16 protein-coding genes are annotated in these 14,517 nt (G+C 62.5%); all 16 read left to right on the forward strand.

Annotation, left to right across the window (positions count from 1 at the left end; all coding sequences use genetic code 11):
- Positions 1 to 47 precede the first annotated feature (47 nt).
- Positions 48 to 1,262, forward strand: a complete 1,215-nt coding sequence (locus GIB19_RS18460; protein WP_027595542.1) for an IscS subfamily cysteine desulfurase — start codon at positions 48 to 50, stop codon at positions 1,260 to 1,262.
- Between the two features lie 46 nt (positions 1,263 to 1,308).
- On the forward strand, positions 1,309 to 1,695 hold the full coding sequence (gene iscU / locus GIB19_RS18465) for a Fe-S cluster assembly scaffold IscU (RefSeq protein WP_003248539.1): 387 nt from the start codon (positions 1,309 to 1,311) through the stop codon (positions 1,693 to 1,695).
- Positions 1,696 to 1,723: 28 nt separating this feature from the next.
- Complete coding sequence (gene iscA, locus GIB19_RS18470) at positions 1,724 to 2,047, forward strand: iron-sulfur cluster assembly protein IscA (RefSeq protein WP_027595543.1); 324 nt, start codon at positions 1,724 to 1,726, stop codon at positions 2,045 to 2,047.
- A gap of 8 nt (positions 2,048 to 2,055) precedes the next feature.
- Positions 2,056 to 2,577: a co-chaperone HscB gene (hscB, locus tag GIB19_RS18475; RefSeq protein WP_027595544.1), complete on the forward strand. Its 522-nt coding sequence runs from the start codon at positions 2,056 to 2,058 to the stop codon at positions 2,575 to 2,577.
- Between the two features lie 42 nt (positions 2,578 to 2,619).
- The gene (gene hscA, locus GIB19_RS18480; RefSeq protein WP_099428371.1) at positions 2,620 to 4,482 is read left to right on the forward strand and encodes a Fe-S protein assembly chaperone HscA; all 1,863 of its coding nucleotides are present in this window, start codon (positions 2,620 to 2,622) and stop codon (positions 4,480 to 4,482) included.
- 3 nt (positions 4,483 to 4,485) lie between these two features.
- The gene (gene fdx / locus GIB19_RS18485; RefSeq protein ID WP_027595546.1) at positions 4,486 to 4,827 is read left to right on the forward strand and encodes an ISC system 2Fe-2S type ferredoxin; all 342 of its coding nucleotides are present in this window, start codon (positions 4,486 to 4,488) and stop codon (positions 4,825 to 4,827) included.
- 10 nt (positions 4,828 to 4,837) lie between these two features.
- Entirely contained in the window at positions 4,838 to 5,038 is a 201-nt protein-coding gene (iscX, locus tag GIB19_RS18490) for a Fe-S cluster assembly protein IscX (protein ID WP_024762959.1), read from the forward strand.
- A gap of 90 nt (positions 5,039 to 5,128) precedes the next feature.
- A complete protein-coding gene (gene ndk, locus GIB19_RS18495; protein ID WP_012316140.1) occupies positions 5,129 to 5,554 on the forward strand; it encodes a nucleoside-diphosphate kinase in 426 nt (141 codons plus the stop codon).
- A gap of 28 nt (positions 5,555 to 5,582) precedes the next feature.
- Positions 5,583 to 6,728, forward strand: coding sequence for a 23S rRNA (adenine(2503)-C(2))-methyltransferase RlmN (rlmN, locus tag GIB19_RS18500; RefSeq protein ID WP_027595547.1), 1,146 nt, complete (start codon positions 5,583 to 5,585; stop codon positions 6,726 to 6,728).
- Positions 6,729 to 6,741: 13 nt separating this feature from the next.
- Positions 6,742 to 7,503 carry a type IV pilus biogenesis/stability protein PilW gene (gene pilW, locus GIB19_RS18505; RefSeq protein WP_186675549.1) on the forward strand — a complete coding sequence of 254 codons (762 nt, stop codon included), beginning with the start codon at positions 6,742 to 6,744 and terminating at the stop codon, positions 7,501 to 7,503.
- Positions 7,500 to 8,516, forward strand: a complete 1,017-nt coding sequence (locus GIB19_RS18510; RefSeq protein WP_274887516.1) for a RodZ domain-containing protein — start codon at positions 7,500 to 7,502, stop codon at positions 8,514 to 8,516. The genes pilW and GIB19_RS18510 overlap by 4 nt, the downstream gene beginning before the upstream one ends.
- Positions 8,517 to 8,519: 3 nt before the next feature.
- On the forward strand, positions 8,520 to 9,629 hold the full coding sequence (ispG, locus tag GIB19_RS18515) for a flavodoxin-dependent (E)-4-hydroxy-3-methylbut-2-enyl-diphosphate synthase (protein ID WP_027595550.1): 1,110 nt from the start codon (positions 8,520 to 8,522) through the stop codon (positions 9,627 to 9,629).
- A gap of 25 nt (positions 9,630 to 9,654) precedes the next feature.
- A complete protein-coding gene (hisS, locus tag GIB19_RS18520; RefSeq protein WP_027595551.1) occupies positions 9,655 to 10,944 on the forward strand; it encodes a histidine--tRNA ligase in 1,290 nt (429 codons plus the stop codon).
- A gap of 39 nt (positions 10,945 to 10,983) precedes the next feature.
- A complete protein-coding gene (locus tag GIB19_RS18525) occupies positions 10,984 to 11,625 on the forward strand; it encodes a tetratricopeptide repeat protein (RefSeq protein WP_027595552.1) in 642 nt (213 codons plus the stop codon).
- Between the two features lies 1 nt (position 11,626).
- Positions 11,627 to 12,769 (forward strand): outer membrane protein assembly factor BamB, encoded by a 1,143-nt coding sequence (bamB, locus tag GIB19_RS18530; protein ID WP_027595553.1) that lies wholly within the window; start codon positions 11,627 to 11,629, stop codon positions 12,767 to 12,769.
- A 117-nt stretch (positions 12,770 to 12,886) separates the two neighbouring features.
- On the forward strand, positions 12,887 to 14,350 hold the full coding sequence (gene der, locus GIB19_RS18535) for a ribosome biogenesis GTPase Der (protein ID WP_186675552.1): 1,464 nt from the start codon (positions 12,887 to 12,889) through the stop codon (positions 14,348 to 14,350).
- Positions 14,351 to 14,517 lie beyond the last annotated feature (167 nt).

The following is a 14,517-nucleotide window of genomic DNA, read 5'->3' on the forward strand; positions in this document are numbered from 1 at the left end:
CCGTTATGACAGCGACGAGCGACGCCACCGCCTGATAGGAGATATCCATGAAGTTGCCGATCTACCTCGATTACTCCGCGACCACCCCGGTCGATCCCCGTGTCGCCCAGAAGATGGCTGACTGCCTGCTGGTTGACGGGAACTTCGGTAACCCGGCTTCGCGCTCCCACGTATTCGGCTGGAAAGCCGAAGAAGCGGTCGAGAACGGTCGTCGCCAGGTCGCCGAGCTGATCAACGCCGATCCGCGCGAAATCGTCTGGACCAGCGGTGCCACCGAGTCCGACAACCTCGCACTCAAAGGTGTCGCGCACTTCTATCAGACCAAGGGCAAGCACATCATCACCTCCAAGATCGAGCACAAGGCGGTCCTGGATACCGCTCGCCAGCTCGAGCGTGAAGGTTTCGAAGTCACCTACCTCGAGCCAGGCGAAGACGGCATCGTCACCCCGGCCATGGTCGAAGCCGTGCTGCGCGACGACACCATTCTGGTCTCGCTGATGCACGTCAACAACGAAGTTGGCTCGATCAACGACATCGCCGCCATCGGTGAGCTGACCCGCGCCCGCGGCGTGCTGTTCCACGTCGATGCCGCCCAGTCGGCCGGCAAGGTTGAAATCGACCTGCAAAAACTGAAAGTCGACCTGATGTCGTTCTCGGCGCACAAGGTCTACGGCCCTAAAGGTATCGGCGCGCTGTACGTCAGCCGCAAGCCGCGTGTGCGTCTGGAAGCGATCATCCACGGTGGTGGCCATGAGCGCGGCATGCGTTCGGGCACCTTGCCGACTCACCAGATCGTCGGCATGGGCGAAGCCTTCGCCATTGCCAAGCAGGAAATGGCCAGCGAGAACGCTCGCATCAAGGCCCTGAGCGACCGCTTCTTCAAGCAGGTCTCGGACCTTGAAGAGCTGTACGTCAACGGCAGCCAGACTGCCCGCGTACCGCACAACCTGAACCTGAGCTTCAACTACGTCGAAGGCGAGTCGCTGCTGATGTCCCTGAAAGACATCGCCGTATCGTCCGGTTCGGCCTGTACCTCCGCTTCGCTCGAGCCGTCGTATGTACTGCGCGCTCTGGGCCGTAACGACGAGCTGGCGCACAGCTCGATCCGCTTCTCCTTCGGCCGCTTCACCACCGAAGAAGAAGTCGACTACGCCGCGCAGAAAGTCTGCGAGGCCGTTAACAAACTGCGTGAGCTGTCGCCGCTGTGGGACATGTACAAAGACGGCGTTGACATCTCCAAGATCGAGTGGGCCGCCCACTAAGCAGTCGCCGGCAAGAGCGGCTCCCTGATGAGGAAGGAATTGCACCATGGCATACAGTGAAAAGGTCATCGACCACTACGAAAACCCGCGCAACGTCGGCAAGATGAATGCCGAAGACCCGGACGTCGGTACCGGCATGGTCGGCGCGCCGGCCTGCGGTGACGTGATGCGCCTGCAGATCAAGGTCAACGAGCAGGGCGTCATCGAAGACGCCAAGTTCAAGACCTACGGCTGCGGTTCGGCTATCGCTTCCAGCTCCCTCGCCACCGAGTGGATGAAGGGCAAGACCCTGGACGAAGCCGAAACCATCAAGAACACCCAGCTGGCTGAAGAATTGGCGTTGCCGCCGGTCAAGATCCACTGCTCGGTACTCGCCGAGGATGCCATCAAGGCAGCCGTTCGCGATTACAAGCAGAAGAAAGGCTTGATCTAAGTCGCCTGTTGCGAGGTAAGGAGTTCTGATGGCTATCAGCATGACAGAAGCCGCCGCCAACCACGTGCGGCGTTCCCTGGAAGGGCGCGGCAAGGGTGAAGGCATTCGCCTGGCCGTACGCACCACCGGCTGCTCGGGCCTGGCCTATGTGCTGGAGTTCGTCGACGAAGTGGCGGGCGAAGACCAGGTATTCGAGAACCACGGCGTGAAGGTCATCATCGACCCGAAAAGCCTGGTGTACCTCGATGGCACCGAGCTCGACTTCGTCAAGGAAGGGTTGAACGAAGGCTTCAAGTTCAACAACCCCAACGTGCGCGGTGAGTGTGGCTGCGGCGAAAGCTTCAACGTCTGAGGCTGGCTGTGGGTACTCCTTGTCATTACGCTCTGTTTGATCTCCAGCCGTGCTTCCGGCTGGACCTCGACAAGCTGGCCACTCGCTACCGCGAGCTGGCCCGCGAGGTCCATCCTGACCGTTTTGCCGACGCTTCCGAGCGCGAGCAGCGGGTAGCCCTGGAGAAGTCCGCGGCCCTCAACGACGCCTACCAGACGCTGCGCAGTGCGCCGCGCCGAGCCCGCTACTTGCTGGCAATCGGTGGCCACGAAGTGCCCCAGGAAGTCACGGTCCATGACCCCGACTTCCTGCTGCAGCAGATGCAGTGGCGCGAAGAGCTTGAAGAGCTGCAGGACGAAGCCGACCTCGATGGTGTTGCCGTGTTCAAGAAGCGCCTCAAGGGTGCGCAGGACACGCTGAACGAGGATTTCGCCGCCTGCTGGGATGTGCCTGCCGAGCGCGAGAAGGCCGAACGCCTGATGCGCCGCATGCAGTTCCTCGACAAGCTCGCCCAAGAAGTGCGCCAACTGGAAGAGCGCCTCGACGATTAACCCGGCGTTGCCCGTGATGACGCCTAAGGTATTCAGATAAGCATGGCCCTACTGCAGATCGCCGAACCCGGTCAAAGCCCTCAGCCGCACCAGCGCCGCCTGGCGGTGGGTATCGACCTGGGTACCACCAATTCTCTGGTCGCTGCCGTTCGCAGCGGTCGCAGCGAGCCCCTGCCTGATGTGCAGGGTAATGTCATTTTGCCGTCTGCGGTGCGCTACCTCGAAGGGCGCAGCGAAGTCGGGCAGGCTGCGCGCGATGCCGCTTCCAGCGACCCTTTGAACACCGTGCTGTCGGTAAAGCGCCTGATGGGGCGCGGCCTGGCCGACGTCAAGCAGTTGGGCGAGCAGCTGCCGTACCGCTTCATTGGCGGCGAGTCGCACATGCCGTTCATCGATACCGTCCAAGGGCCGAAAAGCCCGGTGGAAGTGTCGGCCGACATCCTCAAGGTGCTGCGCGAACGCGCCGAGCAAACCCTCGGTGGCGACTTGGTGGGGGCGGTGATTACCGTGCCAGCCTATTTCGACGACGCCCAGCGCCAAGCGACCAAGGATGCCGCGCGCCTGGCCGGCCTCAATGTGTTGCGCCTGCTCAACGAGCCGACCGCAGCGGCCGTGGCCTATGGCCTGGACCAAAACGCCGAAGGCGTGGTGGCCATCTATGACCTGGGTGGCGGCACGTTCGATATCTCCATCCTGCGCCTGACGGCCGGCGTCTTCGAAGTCCTGGCCACCGGTGGCGACACCGCCCTGGGCGGCGATGATTTCGACCACGCGATTGCCGGTTGGATCATTGAACAGGCTGGGCTGTCTTCCGACCTCGACCCGGGTACCCAGCGCCAGCTGCTGCAGGCCGCCTGCGCCGCCAAGGAAGCCCTGACCGACGCCGACGTGGTCAGCGTCAGCCACGGTGCCTGGCAGGGTGAGCTCAGCCGGGCCGCCTTCGATACCATGATCGAGCCGCTGATCGCTCGCAGCCTAAAAGCCTGTCGCCGCGCCGTGCGCGACAGCGGTGTCGAGCTGGAAGAAGTGGGTGCAGTGGTCATGGTCGGTGGTTCGACCCGCGTTCCACGTGTGCGTGACGCTGTTGGCACACTGTTCGGCCGTACCCCGTTGACCTCGATCGACCCTGACCAGGTGGTGGCCATCGGTGCTGCCATTCAGGCCGACACCCTGGCTGGCAACCGCCGCGAAGGTGGCGAGTTGCTGCTACTCGACGTCATCCCGCTGTCCCTGGGCCTTGAGACCATGGGCGGGTTGATGGAGAAGGTGATCCCGCGCAACACCACCATTCCGGTGGCGCGTGCGCAAGAGTTCACCACCTATAAAGATGGCCAGTCGGCCATGATGATTCACGTCCTGCAAGGCGAGCGCGAGCTGATCAGCGACTGCCGCTCGCTGGCGCGCTTCGAGCTGCGCGGCATCCCGGCGATGGTCGCCGGTGCGGCGAAAATCCGCGTGACCTTCCAGGTCGATGCCGATGGCCTGCTCAGCGTCGCTGCTCGCGAACTGGGCTCGGGCGTCGAAGCCAGCATTCAGGTCAAGCCGTCCTACGGCCTGACCGACGGCGAGATCGCGCGCATGCTCAAGGATTCGTTCGAGCACGCAGGCAGCGACAAGCAGGCCCGTCAGCTGCGTGAACACCAGGTTGACGGTGAGCGCCTGCTCGAAGCGGTACAGGGCGCCCTGGACGCCGATGGCGAGCGCCTGCTCAGCAGCGAAGAGCGCGAAGCCATCGAATTCCAGATGCAAGAACTACGTGATTTGCTGACCGGCACCGATGGCCCCGCCATCGAGCAACAGACCAAGCGTCTGTCGCAGGTGACCGATGCATTTGCCGCCCGTCGCCTTGATTCGACGGTCAAAGCCGCACTGGCCGGGCGCAACCTGAATGAGATCGAGGAGTAACCGATGCCGCTGGTGACATTCCTGCCGCACGAGAAGTTTTGCCCGGAAGGGCTGACCGTGGAGGTCGAGCCTGGGACCAACATCCTGGAGCTGGCCCACGAGCATCACATCGAAATGGAAAGCGCTTGCGGTGGGGTCAAGGCCTGCACCACCTGTCACTGTATTGTTCGCAAAGGTTTCGACTCGCTGGAAGAAGCGGACGAGCTGGAAGAGGACATGCTGGACAAGGCCTGGGGCCTGGAAGCCCAGTCGCGCCTCGGCTGCCAGGTGGTCGTCGCCGACCAGGACCTGACCATCGAGATCCCCAAGTATTCGCTCAACCACGCTGCCGAAGCGCCCCACTGAGGATTTTTGCATGAGTCTGAAATGGGTTGATGTACTTGAGATCGCCATCCAGCTTGCAGAAAGCAAGCCGGACGTCGATCCTCGTTATGTGAATTTCGTCGATCTGCACCGCTGGGTGCTGGCATTGCCAGAGTTCAGCGACGATCCGTCACGCGGCGGTGAGAAAGTGCTCGAGGCCATCCAGGCGGCCTGGATTGATGAAGCCGACTAAGCGCGTCGCTGCAGGTTAGGCAATCCCCTGAAACCCGCGTATAATTCGCGGGTTTAATTTTTCGCAACACTCATATTTCTGGAGTTTTCCATGGCTGTTCAACGTACTTTCTCGATCATCAAGCCTGACGCAGTTGCCAAAAACGTCATCGGCAAGATCACCACTCGCTTCGAAGAAGCTGGCCTGAAAATCGTTGCCTCGAAAATCAAGCAACTGTCCAAAGCCGAAGCCGAAGGCTTCTACGCTGAGCACAGCGAGCGCGGCTTCTTCGGCGACCTGGTTGCCTTCATGACTTCCGGCCCGGTTGTTGTTCAGGTTCTGGAAGGCGAAAACGCCATCGCTCTGAACCGTGAGCTGATGGGCGCTACCAACCCTAAAGAAGCTGCTGCCGGCACCATCCGTGCTGACTTCGCCGAGTCGATCGACGCCAACGCCGTTCACGGTTCGGACTCCGAAGCTGCTGCTGCTCGCGAAATCGCTTACTTCTTCGCTGCTACCGAGGTAACCACTCGCTAAGCGAAAGCTTACGGGTGAGGGTGAATCCATGACGACATCTACTGGCAAAATCAACCTGTTGGGCCTGACCCAGCCGGAAATGGAACAATTCTTCGACTCTATAGGGGAGAAGCGCTTCCGTGCCGGCCAGGTGATGAAATGGATTCACCATTTTGGCGTCGATGATTTCGCCGCCATGACGAACGTCGGCAAGGCCTTGCGCGAAAAGCTCGAGGCTGTTGCCGAAATTCGCCCACCGGAAGTGGTCAGTGAAGACATTTCCGCCGACGGCACCCGTAAATGGGTGATCCGCGTTGCCTCTGGCAGCTGCGTCGAGACCGTCTACATTCCTACCGACGACCGCGGCACACTGTGCGTATCGTCGCAAGCCGGCTGCGCCCTGGACTGCAGTTTCTGCTCCACCGGCAAGCAAGGCTTCAACAGCAACCTCACCGCCGCCGAAGTGATTGGCCAGGTGTGGCTTGCCAACAAATCTTTCGGGACCGTCCCGGCCAAAGTCGACCGCGCGATTACCAACGTGGTCATGATGGGCATGGGCGAGCCTTTGCTGAACTTCGACAATGTCATCGCCGCCATGAAGATCATGATGGATGATCTGGGCTATGGCATTTCCAAACGTCGCGTCACCTTGTCCACCTCGGGCGTGGTGCCGATGATCGACGAACTGGCCAAGCACATCGACGTGTCGCTGGCCCTGTCGCTGCACGCGCCGAACGACGAGCTGCGTAACCAGCTGGTGCCGATCAACAAGAAGTACCCGCTGAAGGTGCTGCTGGAGTCGTGCATGGGCTACATGGCCACCCTGGGTGGCAAGCGCGTGTTGACGGTCGAGTACACCCTGCTCAAGGACGTCAACGACCAGCCTGAACATGCCGCGCAGATGATCGAACTGCTGCGCGACGTGCCGTGCAAGATCAACCTGATCCCGTTCAACCCGTTCCCGCATTCCGGTTACGAGCGGCCGAGCAACAACGCCATCCGCCGCTTCCAGGACCTGCTCCACCACGGTGGTTTCAACGTCACCACCCGTACCACCCGTGGTGAAGACATCGACGCCGCCTGTGGTCAGCTGGTCGGCCAGGTCAACGACCGTACCCGCCGCAGTGAGCGCTACATCGCCGTGCGCCAGCTCTCTGCCGACGCCGAGCTGCAAGACAGCGCCGCGCGCCACTGACCGAGAACTCGCCATGACCCTGCGCGCCGCGCTGTCGATCCTTGCGCTTTTGCTGCTGGCCGGCTGCGTGTCGGGCGGCGCGGGTGACCCGCTGGCCAGCCGCCAAGGGCGGCAAGAGGCGGGCAGGGCGTATGTGCAGTTGGGGCTTGGTTATTTGCAACAAGGCTTGACCGAACAGGCCAAGGCCCCGCTGGGCAAGGCGCTTGCCCTGGACGCCAGCGATGCCGGCGCGCATGCGGCGCTGGCGCTGGTGTTTCAGGCTGAAGGTGAGCCGGCCCTGGCCGAGCAGCACTTTCAAAAAGCCCTGCAGGCACGCCCTGGCGATACGCGAATTCGCAACAACTACGGCAGTTTCCTTTATGCTCAGGGGCGATTTGCCGAGGCCAAGCAGATGTTTCGCCTGGCCAGTGCCGATACCCTGTATCCTGAACGCTCACGCGTGTACGAGAACCTTGGCTTGACCGCCCTGAAGCTCGAGCGTCGAGACCAGGCGCACGCCTATCTGCTCAAAGCGTTGCAACTCAACCCACGTCAACCCAAGGCGTTGCTGGAAATGGCTGAGTTGTCCTACGAAAACAGGCATTATGTGCCGTCCCTGGACTACTACGATCGTTTCAGCCAGTTGAGCGACCACGACGCCCGTAGCCTCCTGCTGGGCAGCCGCCTTGCCCGGGTGTTCGACGAGCAGGGCACATTGGCCAATTTGGGCCAGCAATTACAACGACTTTATCCCGGTACGCCGGAATATCAGCAATACCTGTCGGAGCAACGATGAACGCCGCGCATCCCGAAGTAGCCGTAGCGCCTGGCCAGAACCCCGGTGAGCTTTTGCGTCAGGCCCGTGAGAAGCGGGACTGGTCACAAGCCGAGGTGGCCCGCAAGCTCAACCTCACTGTCAGTTCGTTGAACCACGTTGAAACCGGCGCCTTCGACAAGTTGCCCGGGCACACGTTCGCCCGTGGTTATATCCGCGCCTACGCCAAACTGATGGACCTGGACCAAGCCACGCTGGTCGAGGCCTTCGACCGTTACACTGGCACCCACGCCAAAGGCAGCGAAGTGCATTCGCTGGGCCGCATCGAAGAGCCTGTACGCCTCTCGCATAACATCCTGCGCGGCGTCAGCCTGTTGCTGCTGGTGGCGGTAGTCGGTGGCGGCTTCGTCTGGTGGCAGGACCAAGGCAGCCTGCGTGGCAAGGACCTGGCCAAGATCGCCCTGGAGCACGTCGAAGTCGAGAGCGCCGACGGCACCACGCAGATTCACCCGCTGGACGAGCCTGAAGACCAGGCCGTGAGCGCCGGCCAGCAACCCGAGAGCGCCCCGTTGCCGCTGGAGCAGCCCGCAGGTGAACAGTCGGCCGCCGCTGCCGAGCAAGCACCCGCCAGCGCTGCGCAGCCCCCTGCAGCAACCGTAACACCAGCCCCCGCTCAGCAGCCCCAAGCGGCCACCGCAGCCACTGCGCCAACGCCTGCGCCTGCTCCGGCAGCGCCAGCTGCAACCGCGCCCGCTGCCACTGTGCCCGCCGCGCCCGTCGCAGTGCCGGCCGGTAGCGCCAGTGTCTCGATTCAGTTCAGCGCCAATTGCTGGACCCAAGTCAACGACGGCAATGGCAAGGTGCTGTTCAGCGGCGTCAAGCGCAAGGGCGACAACCTCGAGCTGACCGGCAAGCCGCCGTTCGCGGTACGCCTGGGCTTTGCCCGTGGCGCGCAGGTCAGCTACAACGGCCAGGCCGTCGATGTTGCTCCGTTTACAAGTGGCGAGACTGCTCGCCTGAAGTTGGGACAGTAAGTCATGCACGGCGAATCTCCGATCAAACGTCGCGAATCCCGCAAAATCTGGGTCGGCAATGTGCCGGTGGGTGGTGATGCGCCCATCGCGGTACAAAGCATGACCAACACCGACACCAACGATGTCGATGCCACCGTCGGGCAGATCCAGCGCCTGGTGGATGCCGGTGTCGACATCGTGCGTGTCTCGGTGCCAGACATGGACGCCGCCGAGGCCTTCGGCCGCATCAAGCAACGGGTCAGCGTGCCGCTGGTTGCCGACATTCACTTCGACTACAAGATCGCCTTGCGTGTGGCCGAACTGGGCGTCGACTGCCTGCGCATCAACCCGGGCAACATCGGCCGTGAAGACCGTGTGCGTGCCGTGGTCGATGCGGCCCGCGACCGCGGTATCCCGATCCGTATCGGCGTCAACGCAGGCTCCCTGGAAAAGGACCTGCAGAAGAAGTACGGCGAACCGACCCCAGCCGCGCTGGTCGAGTCGGCGCTGCGCCATGTCGAGCACCTGGACCGCCTGGACTTCCAGGACTTCAAAGTCAGCGTCAAGGCCTCCGACGTGTTCATGGCCGTCGAAGCCTACCGCCTGTTGGCCAAGCAGATCATCCAGCCCCTGCACCTGGGCATCACCGAAGCCGGTGGCCTGCGCTCGGGGACAGTGAAATCCGCCGTCGGCCTCGGTATGCTGCTGGCCGAAGGCATCGGCGATACCATTCGTATCTCGCTGGCTGCTGACCCGGTCGAGGAAGTGAAAGTCGGTTACGACATCCTCAAGTCGCTGCATCTGCGTTCGCGTGGCATCAACTTCATCGCCTGCCCAAGCTGCTCGCGGCAGAACTTCGATGTGGTCAAGACCATGAACGAGCTGGAAGGGCGCCTGGAAGACCTGTTGGTGCCGCTGGACGTCGCGGTGATCGGTTGCGTGGTCAACGGCCCCGGCGAAGCCAAGGAAGCCCACGTAGGGCTGACCGGCGGCACGCCGAACCTGATCTACATCGACGGCAAGCCGGCGCAGAAGCTGACCAATGACAACCTGGTCGATGAGCTCGAAAAACTCATCCGCCAGAAAGCGGCCGAAAAGGTCGAAGCCGACGCGGCGCTGATCGCCCGTGGCTGACACACAGAATTCGTAAGGACTTTTCGTGAGCAAATCGCTGCAAGCCATCCGTGGCATGAACGACATCCTGCCTGAACAGTCGCCACTGTGGCGCTACTTCGAGGGCACCGTGGCCGGCCTGCTGGACACCTACGGGTACAGCCAGATCCGCACGCCGATCGTCGAGTTCACCGAGCTGTTCAAGCGCTCCATCGGTGAAGTGACCGACATCGTCGAAAAAGAGATGTACACCTTCGAGGACCGCAACGGCGATTCGCTCACCCTGCGCCCCGAAGGCACTGCCGCCTGTGTGCGTGCCGTGCTGGAACATGGCATCACCGGCAACGGCCAGGTGCAGAAACTCTGGTACATCGGCCAGATGTTCCGCCACGAGCGCCCACAAAAGGGCCGCTACCGCCAGTTCCACCAGATCGGCGTAGAAGTGTTCAACCTTGACGGGCCGGACATCGACGCCGAGCTGATCATGCTGACCTGGCGCCTGTGGGGCCTGCTGGGCATCCAGGACGCGGTCAAGCTCGAGCTCAACAGCCTGGGTACCAGCGAAGCCCGTGCCCGCTACCGTGATGCGCTGGTCGAGTTCCTCTCGGCACGCCTCGAGCAGCTGGACGAAGACAGCCAGCGTCGCCTGAAGAGCAACCCGCTGCGCATCCTCGACAGCAAGGACCAGAACACCCAGGCGGTGCTGGTTGGCGCGCCGAAGCTCGAAGATTACCTGGACGAAGAATCCCGCGTGCACTTCGAGGGCCTCAAGGCCCGTCTGGAGGCTGCCGGTATCCCGTTCGTGATCAACACCAAGCTGGTGCGTGGCCTGGACTACTACAGCAAGACCGTGTTCGAGTGGGTCACCGACAAGCTCGGCGCCCAGGGCACTGTCTGCGCCGGTGGCCGCTACGACGGCCTGGTCGAGCAGATGGGCGGCAAGCCGACCACCGGCGTTGGTTTCGCCATGGGTATCGAGCGCCTGATTCTGCTGCTGGAGACCCTGGGCAAGGTGCCCGAGTCGATCAGCCGTCAGGTCGATGTCTACCTCTGCGCCTTCGGCGAACAGGCCGAGCTGGCTGGCCTGCGCCTGTCCGAACGCCTGCGTGATCGTCTGCCGGGCCTGCGCCTGGTGGTCAACGCTGGGGGTGGCAGCTTCAAGAGCCAGTTCAAGAAAGCCGACAAGAGCGGCGCGCTGTTCGCCCTGATTCTTGGCGACGACGAGCTGGCCCAGCAAGCGATCGGCTTCAAGCCCCTGCGTGGTCAGGGCGAACAACAGAACATTGCCTGGGATGCTCTGGCTGAGCACCTGGAAACCGCGGTCGCACAGGCGTAACGCGGTCCAACAAGCGAATAGGCGAAAAGGAGTATTGGGGTGTCGAGTACCGATGATGATGACCTGGCAGGGGTCAAGGACTGGTGGAACCGCAACGGCAAGCCGCTGCTGACGGGCGCGTTGCTGGCCGGTGTGGTGGTACTGGGCTGGAATACCTGGCACAAGTACCAGAACAACCAGTCGCAAGGTGCCTCGCAGCTGTACCAGGCTTTGCTTGAAACCAGCCTGACGCCGAGTGGCCAGCCTGACGCAACCAAGGTCGCGGAACTGGCCGGCAAGCTCAAGAGCGAGTTCGGTGGTACCGCCTACGCCCAGTACGGCAGCCTGTTCGTGGCCAAGGTCGCGGTCGAGAGCGGCAAGCTCGACGACGCCGCTGCCGAGCTCAAAGCTGTGTTGGACAAGCCAGCCGATGCCACCCTGGGCGAGATCTCGCGCCAGCGCCTGGCCCGTGTACTGGCTGCCCAGGACAAGGCCGAAGAGGCACTCAAGCTGCTCGACGGCGATGCCGACAAGGCGTTCCTGGCCAGCCGCGAAGAATTGAAGGGTGACCTGCTGGTGCAGCTGGGTCGCGCCGACGATGCTCACAGCGCTTATGAGAAAGCCAAGGCCTCGCTGTCGGATGAAGCAGCGGTCGGTGGCCTGCAACTGAAGCTGGATGACTTGGCCAAAGGGGACGCGTGACGTGATCGGTTGGAAACAAGCAGCAGTGCTGACCCTGGCCGTACTGGCCGCGGGTTGCAGCAGCAACAGCAAGAAGGAACTGCCCCCGGCCGAGCTGACCAAGTTCACCGAGGAAGTGGTACTGAAGAAGCAGTGGAGCCGCTCGATCGGTGACGGCCAGGGCGAGACGTACAACACCCTGGTACCGGCCATCGAAAACGACCGTATCTACGCCTCCGACGTCAACGGCGAAGTCTTCGCCCTCGACCGTATCACCGGCGACGTGGTGTGGAAAAAAGACCTGGACCTGCAAGTGTCGGGCGCTGTCGGTGTGGGTTACGGGCTGGTCATGCTCGGCACCCTCAAAGGCGAGGTCATCGCGCTGGACTCCAGCACCGGTGAAGAGCGCTGGCGTTCGCGCGTGACCAGTGAAGTGCTGGCACCGCCCGCCAACAACGGCGACGTGGTGGTGGTGCAGACCCAGGACGACCGCCTGATCGGCCTCGATGCCGCGACCGGCGACCGCCGCTGGATCTACGAAAACACCCCGGCCGTACTGACCCTGCGCGGCACCGGTGCACCGATCGCGACCAACCGCCTGGCGGTTGCCGGCCTGTCCACCGGTAAAGTGATCGCGGTGGATATCAACAACGGCGTGCCAGTGTGGGAGAGCCGTGTGGCCATCCCGCAGGGGCGTTCCGAGTTGGACCGCGTGGTAGATATCGACGGCGGCTTGCTGCTGTCCGGTGGTACCCTGTACGTCAGCACCTACCAGGGCCGCGTAGCGGGCCTGGACCTGGAAAGCGGCCGCGTGCTGTGGCAGCGTGATGCGTCCAGCTACGTGGGTGTCGCCCAGGGTTACGGTAACGTCTATGTCAGCGAAGCCTCGGGTACCGTTGAAAGCGTCGACGAGCGCTCTTCCAGCGCCCTGTGGACCAACGATTCCATGGCTCGCCGTCAGCTGTCGGCACCGGAAGTGTTCTCCAGCTACGTGGCTGTCGGGGACTTCGAGGGTTACCTGCACCTGCTCAGCCAGGTCGATGGTCGCTTCGTCGGCCGTGAACGAATCGACAGCGATGGCCTGCGCGCCCGGCCCCTGGTGGTCGGCGACACCATCTACGTCTTTGGCAACAGCGGCAAGCTCGAGGCACTGACCGTCCGCTGAAGCTAAGCTCAAGACCGCCAACGGTCTTGAGCCGCGGTGTAGGAAACACCGCACAAACTCCGGCCGCTGCCTTGCAGCGGCCTTTGCATTTTCAAGAATTCAAGAGTGGAGAGCCGCATGGTTCCCGTAATCGCCCTGGTGGGACGGCCGAACGTCGGCAAATCCACCATGTTCAACCGCCTGACCAAGACCCGCGATGCCATCGTCGGTGACCTGTCGGGCCTGACCCGTGACCGCCAGTATGGTGATGCCTCCTGGCAGGGTCGTTCTTTCATCCTGATCGACACCGGCGGTATCACCGGTGACGAAGTGGGCATGGACGAGAAAATGGCCGAGCAGTCGCTCATGGCCATCGAAGAAGCCGACTATGTGCTGTTCCTGGTCGATGCCCGTGCGGGCATGACCGCAGCCGATCAGATGATTGCCGAGCACCTGCGCAAGCGGAACAAGTCGGCGATTCTGGTTGCCAACAAGATCGACAACATCGACCCCGACGTTGCGCGCGCCGAGTTCTCGCCGATGGGCATGGGCAACGCCATTCCGGTGGCGGGCTCCCAGGGCCGTGGTATCAACGCCCTGATGGAAGCCGTGCTCGGCCACCTGCCGCGTGATGCCGAGGACGAAGCCCTCGACCAGGACGTCGCCGAAGGCGAGGAAGCCGCGCGCATTCCTGGCCCAAGCGAAAAAGATGGCATCAAGATCGCCATCATCGGCCGCCCGAACGTCGGCAAGTCGACCCTGGTCAACCGCATGCTCGGCGAAGAGCGCGTGGTGGTCTACGACGAGCCAGGCACCACCCGAGACAGTATCTACATCCCGTTCGAGCGCGATGGCGACAAGTACACCTTCATCGACACCGCCGGGGTGCGCAAGCGCGGCAAGATCCACGAGGAAGTCGAGAAGTTCTCGGTGGTCAAGACACTGCAGGCGATCAAAGACGCCAACGTGGTCATCTTCGTCATGGATGCCCGCGAAGGTGTGGTTGACCACGACCTGAACCTGCTGGGCTTTGCCCTCGAAGCCGGCCGCGCCATCGTCATCGCCCTGAACAAATGGGATGGCATGGAGCCGGGTGAGCGCGCCTACGTGAAGACCGAGCTGGAACGCCGGCTGTTCTTCGTCGATTTCGCCGACATCCACTTCATTTCCGCGCTTCACGGCACGGGCGTGGGCAACCTGTACAAGTCGGTACAGGCCGCGTTCACGTCGGCGGTCACCCGTTGGCCGACCAGCCGCCTGACGCAAATTCTTGAAGATGCGGTCAGCGAGCACCAGCCGCCGTTGGTCAATGGCCGCCGCATCAAGCTGCGTTATGCCCACCTGGGCGGCGCCAACCCGCCGCTGATCGTGATCCACGGCAACCAGACCGAGAGCATTCCCAAGTCGTACTCGCGTTACCTGGAAAACACCTACCGCCGCGTGCTGAAACTGGTCGGTACGCCGATCCGCATCGAGTACAAAGGTGGTGAGAACCCGTACGAGGGCAAGAAAAACACCCTCACCGATCGCCAGGTCAACAAGAAGCGCCGCTTGATGTCGCACCACAAGAAGGCCGAGAAGAAGCGCCGCGACAAGCGCTGATTTCGCGTCGACTTCTTCGCGGCTAAAGCCGCTCCCACAGGGATAGCGCAGTCATCGAGTGCAGCGCAGTACCTGTGGGAGCGGCTTTAGCCGCGAAGGGGCCCTTTGATCCAACGCAATCCCCCTATTGTTTCAACCTTTTTCCTGACCGCTCGATCCGCTATGCT

Source organism: Pseudomonas sp. ITEM 17296, from assembly GCF_028895205.1.
GTDB classification, from domain to species: domain Bacteria; phylum Pseudomonadota; class Gammaproteobacteria; order Pseudomonadales; family Pseudomonadaceae; genus Aquipseudomonas; species Aquipseudomonas kermanshahensis.

What these genes read in the sequence shown, in the direction of transcription:
- GIB19_RS18460 (WP_027595542.1), top strand. Translation starts at nt 48, where the DNA reads ATGAAGTTGCCGATCTACCTCGATTACTCCGCGACCACCCCGGTCGAT.
- iscU (WP_003248539.1), top strand. Translation starts at nt 1,309, where the DNA reads ATGGCATACAGTGAAAAGGTCATCGACCACTACGAAAACCCGCGCAAC.
- iscA (WP_027595543.1), top strand. Translation starts at nt 1,724, where the DNA reads ATGGCTATCAGCATGACAGAAGCCGCCGCCAACCACGTGCGGCGTTCC.
- hscA (WP_099428371.1), top strand. Translation starts at nt 2,620, where the DNA reads ATGGCCCTACTGCAGATCGCCGAACCCGGTCAAAGCCCTCAGCCGCAC.
- fdx (WP_027595546.1), top strand. Translation starts at nt 4,486, where the DNA reads ATGCCGCTGGTGACATTCCTGCCGCACGAGAAGTTTTGCCCGGAAGGG.
- iscX (WP_024762959.1), top strand. Translation starts at nt 4,838, where the DNA reads ATGAGTCTGAAATGGGTTGATGTACTTGAGATCGCCATCCAGCTTGCA.
- ndk (WP_012316140.1), top strand. Translation starts at nt 5,129, where the DNA reads ATGGCTGTTCAACGTACTTTCTCGATCATCAAGCCTGACGCAGTTGCC.
- rlmN (WP_027595547.1), top strand. Translation starts at nt 5,583, where the DNA reads ATGACGACATCTACTGGCAAAATCAACCTGTTGGGCCTGACCCAGCCG.
- pilW (WP_186675549.1), top strand. Translation starts at nt 6,742, where the DNA reads ATGACCCTGCGCGCCGCGCTGTCGATCCTTGCGCTTTTGCTGCTGGCC.
- GIB19_RS18510 (WP_274887516.1), top strand. Translation starts at nt 7,500, where the DNA reads ATGAACGCCGCGCATCCCGAAGTAGCCGTAGCGCCTGGCCAGAACCCC.
- ispG (WP_027595550.1), top strand. Translation starts at nt 8,520, where the DNA reads ATGCACGGCGAATCTCCGATCAAACGTCGCGAATCCCGCAAAATCTGG.
- der (WP_186675552.1), top strand. Translation starts at nt 12,887, where the DNA reads ATGGTTCCCGTAATCGCCCTGGTGGGACGGCCGAACGTCGGCAAATCC.